11 protein-coding genes and 1 pseudogene are annotated in these 9,387 nt (G+C 64.8%); 7 read left to right on the top strand and 5 right to left on the bottom strand.

Annotated features, from left to right (window positions below):
- Positions 1-218: 218 nt before the first annotated feature.
- Positions 219-1,211, bottom strand: a complete 993-nt coding sequence (locus tag HUV01_RS08040) for an acetamidase/formamidase family protein (RefSeq protein ID WP_174297776.1) — start codon at positions 1,209-1,211, stop codon at positions 219-221.
- A gap of 121 nt (positions 1,212-1,332) precedes the next feature.
- Positions 1,333-2,286 carry a LysR family transcriptional regulator gene (locus tag HUV01_RS08045; protein WP_174297777.1) on the bottom strand — a complete coding sequence of 318 codons (954 nt, stop codon included), beginning with the start codon at positions 2,284-2,286 and terminating at the stop codon, positions 1,333-1,335.
- Positions 2,287-2,419: 133 nt separating this feature from the next.
- Here HUV01_RS08045 and HUV01_RS08050 point away from each other — a divergent pair, with 133 nt between their 5' ends.
- Complete coding sequence (locus tag HUV01_RS08050; RefSeq protein ID WP_174297778.1) at positions 2,420-3,382, top strand: isopenicillin N synthase family dioxygenase; 963 nt, start codon at positions 2,420-2,422, stop codon at positions 3,380-3,382.
- 12 nt (positions 3,383-3,394) lie between these two features.
- On the opposite strand, the gene HUV01_RS08055 is transcribed toward HUV01_RS08050, so the two are convergent.
- On the bottom strand, positions 3,395-4,711 hold the full coding sequence (locus tag HUV01_RS08055; RefSeq protein ID WP_174297779.1) for a cytosine deaminase: 1,317 nt from the start codon (positions 4,709-4,711) through the stop codon (positions 3,395-3,397).
- Between the two features lie 211 nt (positions 4,712-4,922).
- Here HUV01_RS08055 and HUV01_RS08060 point away from each other — a divergent pair, with 211 nt between their 5' ends.
- The 6 genes and pseudogenes from HUV01_RS08060 (at position 4,923) to HUV01_RS15150 (ending at position 8,081) form a co-directional block, all read left to right on the top strand.
- Entirely contained in the window at positions 4,923-6,155 is a 1,233-nt protein-coding gene (locus HUV01_RS08060) for an MFS transporter (RefSeq protein ID WP_174297780.1), read from the top strand.
- 48 nt (positions 6,156-6,203) lie between these two features.
- Entirely contained in the window at positions 6,204-6,491 is a 288-nt protein-coding gene (locus tag HUV01_RS08065) for a PfkB family carbohydrate kinase (protein WP_174297781.1), read from the top strand.
- Complete coding sequence (locus HUV01_RS08070) at positions 6,491-6,736, top strand: hypothetical protein (protein ID WP_174297775.1); 246 nt, start codon at positions 6,491-6,493, stop codon at positions 6,734-6,736. The genes HUV01_RS08065 and HUV01_RS08070 overlap by 1 nt, the downstream gene beginning before the upstream one ends.
- On the top strand, positions 6,733-7,134 hold the full coding sequence (locus HUV01_RS08075; protein ID WP_254606494.1) for a PfkB family carbohydrate kinase: 402 nt from the start codon (positions 6,733-6,735) through the stop codon (positions 7,132-7,134). The genes HUV01_RS08070 and HUV01_RS08075 overlap by 4 nt, the downstream gene beginning before the upstream one ends.
- 9 nt (positions 7,135-7,143) lie before the next feature.
- Positions 7,144-7,314 (top strand): annotated as a pseudogene (locus HUV01_RS15480) (nucleoside hydrolase); the annotation flags it as partial.
- A 32-nt stretch (positions 7,315-7,346) separates the two neighbouring features.
- Positions 7,347-8,081, top strand: a complete 735-nt coding sequence (locus HUV01_RS15150) for a nucleoside hydrolase (protein ID WP_368040009.1) — start codon at positions 7,347-7,349, stop codon at positions 8,079-8,081.
- Between the two features lie 30 nt (positions 8,082-8,111).
- On the opposite strand, the gene HUV01_RS08090 is transcribed toward HUV01_RS15150, so the two are convergent.
- Together HUV01_RS08090 and HUV01_RS08095 are read right to left on the bottom strand one after the other, a co-directional pair.
- Positions 8,112-8,957, bottom strand: coding sequence for a TonB-dependent receptor domain-containing protein (locus HUV01_RS08090; protein ID WP_174297785.1), 846 nt, complete (start codon positions 8,955-8,957; stop codon positions 8,112-8,114).
- Positions 8,848-9,387: TonB-dependent receptor (locus HUV01_RS08095; RefSeq protein ID WP_217430958.1), on the bottom strand; the 540-nt coding region annotated here is incomplete at its 5' end. The genes HUV01_RS08095 and HUV01_RS08090, both read right to left, overlap by 110 nt.

Here is a 9,387-nt window from a genome sequence, read left to right on the forward strand (position 1 = left end):
CAGGGGGTGGAAACGGGTCGTCTGGTGAGCCCCACAGGCGAACCGCACGACACCGCGCCACCTCCTGACTCTACTCGTCGCGAAGCGACCTTGCAAAATTGGCCACGCTTGGCGCGTGTCTGAAGAGCTCGAGGACCCGATAGCAAGCACAAAGGTACTGACAGCCGGTACCGGCCAGACCTTCTGTCTCCTTATTATTAGATTTGCAGTCTACCCCTCTAGCTAGCAGTTGAAGTCCTATGGACCACCGCGTGAGCGCGGCAGCCGTCAAGCAATGCGCGATCGATCATGCCATGCACGCCTTTCACGCCGTTCACCACTTGCGTCACGCGGAAATCAATGGCCAAGGAGCATAGCTGATAGGCTTGCCCGCGGGTCAGACCCGTTTCGCGGCAGATCAGGTCGATCGCCTCACGAACCGCTTGTTTCATGGCCAGGTCCAAATCCTCGTCCAGTTCCATGACAACCCAGTGATCCGACGTCCTGCCGATTGGTCGGCGCAGACGACCGGCTCCTTTATGAACAACGAAGCGGAAGGTGCCCGTCAGTCCGGTTTCCAGAGCGTTGACACAGACCTCGCCATCACCCTGCCGGCCATGGCCATCGCCCACCGAGAAGCACGCACCTTCAACCCAGACCGGCAAAAACAGGCTTGTGCCTGCGCGTAGTTCCTTGTTGTCGAGATTGCCACCATGCTCGCGCGGCTCCCGGCTGGACAGCGCTCCATAGATGGCGGGCGGAGCGACACCCATCGTGCCGAAGAATGGCGCGAGCGGAAGCGAGCCGCCCCAAGGCGGATGGCATAGGCCAGCCTGCCGATCGATGGCGAGATGGCTGACCATCCGTTCCGGAAAATCCTCCGGTAGCGCTCCGGCAAGCGGGCGATAGGCGCAATAGCCCCAGTCGAGATTGGACTCGACCCTCTCGATCTGCACCTCGAGCAAGTCACCGGGCTCCGCGCCCCTGATGGCGATGGGTCCGGTCAGGATATGCGGCCCCATGCGCGGCAGGTGTGCTGCATGGATGGCGGCGAGCGGTGCGGGCACGCGAAAGCCCGCACTCGGCTCGGGCATCACCTCGGGGCCGCCAGAGACGCACGCGACCACGACCTGATCGCCCGGCCTGATCGAAAGAACGGGTGGAAAGGCCGCGTCGAAGATGCCGAAGCGCACCGTGTCGGGCGTCGACTTCAGATGATATGTCGTGCTCATCTCACCGCCCGCTGTGTCGGGCGGACTATGAGAACCTTAGGCCACGTATCCCAGCGCTTAATTGAAAGCGCTCCGGTGCTTTTTCGGCATAAACCCGGCGCAGGCCATCACTTGCCGATGGCTATGAATCGCGCGGTTCGGAGTATAATCTATCTGTGCCTTGCGAGCCGCTCCCCGGTTCCAGCTCCTCAACCGCCGCCTTGATCGCGTTCGCGAGAAGTCCCGGGATCAACTGCTGGTCCTTTGCGCGGCGCACGATCCGCAGGTTGAGCGGTCGAAGCCTGTCCACGATCGGCAGGAACACCAACAGGCCTTGCGCGCGTTCGTCGTTGACGTTGATCTGGTTCAGGAACGAGATGCCCTGCCCCGACGCGACGAACCCCCGGATCATCTCGATGGAGTTGCTTTCCATCTCCGGGTATAATTTCGTGTTGAGGCGCTCGAACCCGGCGTTGATGATCCCACGCACCATCATGGTCTCGTCGGGCAGGATCATCGGCTGGCCGACGCAATCGCTGATTCTCACGGAAGCACGCTTGGCGAGCGGATGATCCGTGGGGACGATGGCGCCGACATAGCAGTCAATCGCGGCCACGACCGTCAGGTTCGGATCGTCGGGCAGGAGGAACGACAGGCCAAGGTCGCACTCACCGGACGTAACGGCCGTCGCGATCTTGTCGCCGTCGTACCGGCGGAACACCAGCTTCACCATTGGGTAGCGCTCGCGGAACTTTGAGCAGACGCGGATGATGAGCGTGGAGGCCAAGCCACCGACGAGCGCGACGGTCACCGTGCCGCGACGGATGCCCCGCAGATCCTCGATCTGTCCGACCGCATGGCCCAGGTCCTTCAGCGTACGGCGTACATGGTCGACCAGAATTTCGCCCGCCGGCGTCAGCCGCAAGCTGCGATGCAACCGGTGGAAGATCGGACTGCCCAGTTCCGCTTCCAGCGCCAGTATCTGCCGATTGATCGAGGACGAAGCGATGTTGAGCTTCGCCGATGCCTTGCGGATCGATCCGGCGCGCGCGACCTCGTCGAGATACCGTAATAATTGTGAGTGCAACAACCGCATCGACACTCCCCGGGCACTCGCGCTGATCCGCGATCAGCCTGTAAATGAGCTTCATCGAAACGCAAACCGGAGCTGGAAAGGCATCGCACCAATGCTAGGATCGGAGATGTGTTGACGACGTGAGGAGGTATCCTTGGACATACCGCTGATTGATATCTCGGGCTTCCAGGACAGTGACGCCAATGGCAAAGCCACCACCGTGGCGCGGTGGCGTGACGCTCTGGACACGCTCGGCTTCGTGACCATCCGCGGCCACGGCATCCCGGAAACGCTCACCGCAAATCTTCACCGACAGGCGTGCGCGTTCTTCGAACAGCCTCTGGCGGTGAAGCTCCAGTACGCCGAGACAGACCCGGCGCGGCGCGGCACGATGGGATATATACCGCCGATGGGCGAGAGTGTCGGTCGAACGTCCGGCGGCTCCGGCGCCCCGGACTTGGTCGAGTCCTTAAGTTTCTCCGACGCCGGCAGTGAGGCCGGGACAGGCACGACGGTACCGTCGAGGTGGCCGGACCTACCCGACAAGCTGGCCTTGTCGATCGGCGCCTATGCCGACGCGGGCTATGCATTGGGCAAGCGGTTGATGCGGCTCAGCGCGGCCGCGCTCGACCTTGCCGATGACCATTTCGACGCGCTCTACTCGCCGATGCAGAACAAGTTGCGGCTTGCCTATTATCCCGAACAGGACGTCACGCCTGAACCGGGGCAGTTGCGGAACGCTCCGCACACCGATTTCGCTGGGTTCACTATCCTGTTGCAGGACAGCGCTCCGGGCGGACTCCAGGTGCTGATGCCTGACGGGCGGTGGAGCGATGTCCCCTCCGTGCCGGGAACGCTGGTCATTAATACGGGCGACCTGCTGCAACGGTGGACCAACGATCGTTGGGTGTCGAACATGCACCGCGTGGTCAATCCGCCCGCCGAGCGGCGCGGATCGAGCCGCCGGCTGTCGATCGTGTTCTTCACCGGCCCGCGCGACGATGCCGAGATCGTGTGTCTGCCGGGATGCGCCTCGCCAGCCACGCCGCCGCATTACCCTCCGATTACCGCCGGCGAGCATATCCGCGCGAAGGTGCAACAGACCTATGGGGCATAGACGACTCTGCAATCAGCGATGGGTTGGCAGCAGGACGTCCAGTGCGCTGAAATCGGGGAGCCGCGCCGTGCTCTGTTGGCCATCGCGCACGACAACCCGATCCGCCTGGGGGCGTGCCAGCAGCTCGCTATAGGTTCGCGCCGAGAAGAGGATGAAGTCGGCCGGATGCCCCGCGCCGATCTGGCGCGCGGGCAGTCCCATCATGGCGCGAGGCACGCCCGTCACGCTGGCGGGCCAATCGCCGACCGGCGCATCCAGATGGCCGATGCGCAACGCCTCGCGGAACACCGCCAGCATATCGTGGTCCCCATGGGGATGGAGCGGGTCACGCACGTTGTCGCCGCCGATGGCGACCGGGATGCCCCGCTCGCGCATTTCATGGATCAACGTAATGCCGCGCCAGCGGGGTGTACGGCCAGGGTGCCGGTCCTGTAGCTGCAGGTTCAGCACGGGCAGGATGACGACGGACAGCCCCGCCTGCGCGACCGCGTCCAGCGTCCAGTCGACCAGTGGCTCGTCCTGAACGGCGAGGCTACAGCAATGGCCGACCACGATCCTGCCGCCGAATCGCCGCCGAATCGCGGTCTGCGCGATCAGCAATAACGCGGTCGCCGCGGGGTCGCTCGTTTCGTCGACATGGAAATCGAGATCGAGGCCGCGCTCCTCGGCGAGCAGGAACAGGTGGTCGATGATCGCTGGGAGGTCCGGCACCTGCCGGGTGGACGCGCCCAGGACTCCGCCGAACGTGGCGGTCCGCTCCGCTACCGCGCGCGCCAGGGCCGGATCGGCCAGCGCGCCGACCTGGACGAGCGAGACGGCCTGCAACGCGATGCGCCCCGCCCATTGATCGCGCAGGTCGGCAAAGGCCTCCCAGCTCGCGAGCGCCGTCGCGTGGTCGGAGTCGAGGTGGGTGCGGACGGCGTCACAGCCATGCGCGAAGGCGCAGCGCAGTCCGAAGTCCATCCGGAACTGCGTGTCGTTGCGATCCCAATACGCCCGGTCGACCGCGACGGAGTCCAGTGCCGCCAGGAACGTCCCGTCGCAAGCGGGCGCGCGGTCGACGATTTGGCCCTTGTCGAGGTGGCAATGAAGGTCGGTGAAGCATGGCCACAGCATCGCGCGCGCCATGTCGACTTCGGGACATGACGCGAGGATGCCGGATCCCGCGTCCGACCGCGTCACCCCCACTATCTTCCCTGCCGCGACCTGGACATCGCATAGGACGATGTCGCCGTCCCGGTCCGCGATGCCTGGCGCGAGGAAGGCCTTCGGGACCGAACAGCGGCGGAGCATGAAGGCGTCGGCCCGGGGTAGATCGGCGATCGCCATGCCGCTTCTTCCTTGAACAGTTCGGCTGCTCGCCTGCCTGACGCGTCGAACATTAGGGCATCGCCGAGGCGGCGCGGAAGGCGCAAAAAGCGATCGTTGCAATGCGAAGTTGCTGCTGTGCAACCCCGCCCGGCTATGGGACCCTTCGTCGCCAGCAGGAAGCAGGATCGCCGCAGTGCCAACTCAAAGCCGAAACTGGGGCGGCGCCGGCGTGATCGTCGGCTGCGCGGTGGGTAACCTGGTCAGCGTGACACCCGTGCTCAACGGTACGTTCGGCATCTTTCTGGGACCCGTCACCTACGCGCTCGGCTGGTCGCGGACCCAGTTCTCCGCCGTGCTGCTCGTCATGGCGATCGTGGGCGTGGGCGGCTATCCGATCGCCGGGCGATTGGCGGACCGCTACGGCGTCCGCCCAGTGGCGTTGATCGGCAACGTCGTGTTCGCCCTGTGCGTCGCCGGTCTTGCGGTGTCGAGCAAGGATCGAGCACTCACCTACGCGCTTTATGCTCTCGCCGGTCTGGCCGGGACGCTGTCCAGTTGCCTCCTGCTGATGAAGCCTATTTCGCTTTGGTTCCCCCGTCACCAAGGCTTGTTGTTCGCGGTCACCGGCGCGTTCGGGATTAACATCGGCATCGCCCTCATGCCATTCCTCGCCAAGAGCCTTTTGGCCGATCATGGCTGGCGCGAGACCTATGTCGCGTTGGGCGCGCTCACCTTCCTGGTCGGCTTTCCCGCGATGGCGTTGTTGCGGGACCCGGCCCTTGGCAAAGCGTTCGTCCTCGAGGCCGGTCCCGCGCTGCCGGGGCTCACCTTGCGGGAAGCGCGGCAGCATCCCGCCTTCTGGTTGCTCATGGGCAGCGTCTCGCTCGGCGCGGGCTCGCTCAGCGCGATGCTGACCCATATGGTGCCGCTGCTCACCGATCGTGGCGTTTCGCTGAACGCCGCGACCTCGGTGTTTGCGACCACCGCCTTGTGCAATGCGAGTTGGCAGATCGTCATCGGCGCGATGCTGGATCGGACCGGGTCGCCCCGTTTCGCCGGTGCTTTCTTGATCGCAGCCATTATCGGGTTGATGTTGATCGGGTTCGCTGTCGGTTCGACATGGCTGTTCGTTGGCGCGGTGCTGATCGGCATCGGCAGTGGGACCGAATATGGGCTCTTGCCTTGCGTCATTCCGCGTTACTTCGGTGTGCGTTCCTTTAGCGAGATCTATGGGACGATCTTTGGCGTCTCGGTCCTCGTGTCCGGCTTCACGCCGGTCCTGATGGGGTTGGCCTATGACATGCGGGGCAATTACGATCTCGCGCTGGTCCTGATCGGTGGCGCGCTGTTGTGCAGCGCGCTCTTGCTCATAGTCATGCCGTCCTATCGGCCGCTGCGGCTGGCGGGAAGATCGACCGACGCGCCCGGCGATACCAGGCTCGCCGCGATGACCGCGCATTGACGGGGGCAAGGACTACGGACGAGCGATGATTAGGTTGCGACGCGACCCATGGCGGACATCCTTGTTGTCGGCAGCGCCAGTGTCGATCACAGTTTGGTCGTGCCTTGCCTGGCCGCGGCGGGGGAGACGATCAGGGCGGACGCGTTCGACGAGAAGATCGGAGGCAAGGGCGTCAACCAGGCGGTTGCGGCGGCACTCGCCGGAGGCTCGGTCGACATAGTGACCTGTATCAGCGACGACCGTCCCGGTCGGCTGATCTGGGATACCGTGCTGGCCGAGGGGATCGGCGTCGGTGGACCAGCGTCGCCGACACGCGATCTGGCCTTGCGGTGGTGATGACGGCGCAGGGCGGCGACAACATGATCGCCGTGCTGGCAGGCGCTAATGCGCAGCTCGCGCCGGATGCGCTCACGCCGGATCAGTTCCGGGGCAAGCGCGTGGTATTGTGCCAGCTCGAAGTGCCGGTGGCGACGACGCTGCGGGCGGCGGAACTGGCCCGCGATGCCGGGTGGTCTTCATTCTCGCTCCCGCGCCCGCGAGCGCGCTATCACCTCAGCTGCTCTCGCGGGTGGGATGGTTGACACTCAACGAGAGCGAGGCCCGGTCGCTACTCCGTTTGCCCTCGGCTGGTCTCGACCCGGTCAACGCCGCGACACGGCTCCGCGCGCTCGGGGCGCGCAAAGTCATCATCAAGCTGGGCGCGCGCGGATCGTTGCTGCTGGCCGACGGTGCCGATCCCGCCTTCGTCGTCGCCCACCGTGTCGCCGCGGTCGACACGACGGCGGCAGGCGACTGTTTCAACGGTGCCTTCGCCGCCGCGCTTAGCGGGGGTGCCACCCCATTGGACGCGGCGCGTTTCGCATCGGCGGCGTCGGCGCTGGAGGTTATCCGGACGGGGGCCAGCGACGCGATGCCGTACCGCGCCGAGATCGAGCATTTTGCGAGCCTCGCCGCGCCGTCCGCCGCCGCAATCCCTTAGGACAGAGACATGCGCTATATCATCGATTGCGATCCCGGCCATGACGATGCCGTCGCGATCCTGCTGGCTGCGTCGGCGCTCGACATCGCCGGGGTCACGACGGTGTACGGCAACGCTACGGTCGCCCTGACGACCCGCAACGCCTTGGACTTTCTCGACCTTGCGGGCCTCGACATCCCGGTCTTTCGCGGGTCGGAGGCGCCGCTGCGGCGATCGCGGGTCGGGCGAACGTCCATGGCCGGTCGGGTCTCGACGGCGCGGACCTGCCGCGGACCCGGTCCCAGCCTCAGTCGATGGACGCGATCGAGTTCATCGCGCAGCAGGTGGCGCGTCCGGGTGGCGTGTCGGTCATCGCCACTGGGCCGCTCACCAATCTGGCAAAGGCGCTGGCCGCACACCCGCATGTCGAAGCCGGCATCGTGTCCCTCTCGATCATGGGCGGATCGGCCGGACGGGGCAACACGACGCCGGTCGCCGAGTTCAATGCGTTCAGCGATCCTGAGGCGCTGGATGCGCTGCTGGCCTCGTCGATCCCGATGCACATGGTCGGGTACGACATCACCTCGCACACCGGCCTGTCGGACCGCGTTATAGTCCGGCTGGAAACCAGCGGTCGCCGTATCGCGCCATTCATCGGTCAGGTGATGCGCTTCTACCGCGACAGGCAGATGGAAGTCACAGGGATGGACAGCGCGCCCCAGCACGACGCGTGTGCGGTGTTGCCCTATCTGGCACCGGCGCTGGCGAGCTATGCGGACCGTCGCGCCGCAGTCGAACTGCATGGAGAGCTCACGACCGGCATGGTCGTGTTCGACCAGCGACCGGAAACGATGCAGCGCAGCCGACCGTCGCCTTTCGCCCGTCGTCGTCCGATCCGCCTGTGCACGGCGCTGTCGACCGCCGGTGTCATCGACGCGATCATGACGGCGGTCCTGTCCTATCCCTAAACTGAGCGGGGAAGCGGTCCCCGCCCGCCATCAGAAGCTGTAGCGGAGCGTCGCGATCAGCTGGCGGGGCGGCACATATTCCTGAGTGATGACACCACGACCGTTTGCGTCGGAGGCGATGGAGAACGCATCAACGAACCGGGAGCTGACGCCGGCCTTATCCGTCAGGTTGCTGACTACGATATCCAGCCCCCAATGGCTATGCGCTGGCTTGAACTGGATACCGGCGTCAAAAATTAAGTAGCTGGGCACCCGATCAATGCCGGGTTCGTTGAATACGCGCGGCTGGAACGGTCCACGATAGACCGCCGAGAAGTTCGAAACCAGTTTCGATCCCGAGGCGGTGTCGAAGGTCTTGTAGAGCGTCAGGTTGCCGGTGACGCCGGGCAGTTTGGGCACGCTGTTGCCATAGGCGCTCTTGGCTGCCGCGGCGCGCGCGGCGATCGTCTGCGGCGTGAACGCGCCGAACCCTTGCGCCTGCGTCGTCAGCTGCGCCAAATTGCCCTCATAACCGTCGAGCAGCAGCTGGTGCGACAGGATCCTGCCGTGCTCCAGCCCAATCGTGCCGTCGAAGCGGAACCCCGCCGGCAACAGCGCGGATCCTTCGGCCTCCAGTCCGTACATCTCGGCCTTGTCAACATTGCCGACGCCGCCTTGGAACGGCACCGGATCATCCAGCTGGAGCTGAAGGTTCCTGTAGGCGTAATAATACGCGGCGAGGTTGAGCTGGAGCGCATTGTCGGCGAAGCGGTTCTTTGATCCCACTTCAAACGCCGTCACGTGCTCGGGCTGGTAGATCACCGGCACCAGGATCGGCGTCTGCGAGAGATTGCTGCCGCCCGGCTTGTACCCGCGCGAGACGGTCGCGTAGACCAAGTTGCGCGGGCTCAGGTCGCCTTCCAACGATAACCTTGCCTGTCACCGCCCGGCTCTTCAGCCCGGCGCTCGTGGACGGACCATAGAAGTTGAAGTAGTTGCTGACGACGGCCGACACTGTATCCTGCGTGTAGCGGGCACCCGCTGTCAGGCGAAGCCCGTCGAGCAGCTTGTACGTCGCCTGCCCATAGCTCGACCAGGACTCCCGGCTTTGGGTCGATGCGGTCTGGAAGGCGATGTCGAAAATATTGGTGCTGGGTTGCAGTGTGGTGCAGGTCGTCGGCAAGGCCTCGCCTGGATTCTGCGAGAATTCGAGGACGCACAGCTTGCTGCGCTGCTTCAGGTAGAAACCACCCGCTACGACAGCCTGCGAGGTATTATCCGTGCAGCGGCATGAGATGATCGACGCCATGCGCGGACTCGGCCTCAA

The organism is Sphingomonas bacterium (genome assembly GCF_903643035.1).
Classification (GTDB): domain Bacteria; phylum Pseudomonadota; class Alphaproteobacteria; order Sphingomonadales; family Sphingomonadaceae; genus Sphingomonas.

Bases quoted from the DNA above. Each gene is read 5' to 3' on its own strand.
- HUV01_RS08040 (WP_174297776.1), bottom strand. From the start codon at position 1,211: ATGAGCACGACATATCATCTGAAGTCGACGCCCGACACGGTGCGCTTC.
- HUV01_RS08045 (WP_174297777.1), bottom strand. From the start codon at position 2,286: ATGCGGTTGTTGCACTCACAATTATTACGGTATCTCGACGAGGTCGCG.
- HUV01_RS08055 (WP_174297779.1), bottom strand. From the start codon at position 4,711: ATGGCGATCGCCGATCTACCCCGGGCCGACGCCTTCATGCTCCGCCGC.
- HUV01_RS08065 (WP_174297781.1), top strand. From the start codon at position 6,204: ATGGCGGACATCCTTGTTGTCGGCAGCGCCAGTGTCGATCACAGTTTG.
- HUV01_RS08070 (WP_174297775.1), top strand. From the start codon at position 6,491: ATGACGGCGCAGGGCGGCGACAACATGATCGCCGTGCTGGCAGGCGCT.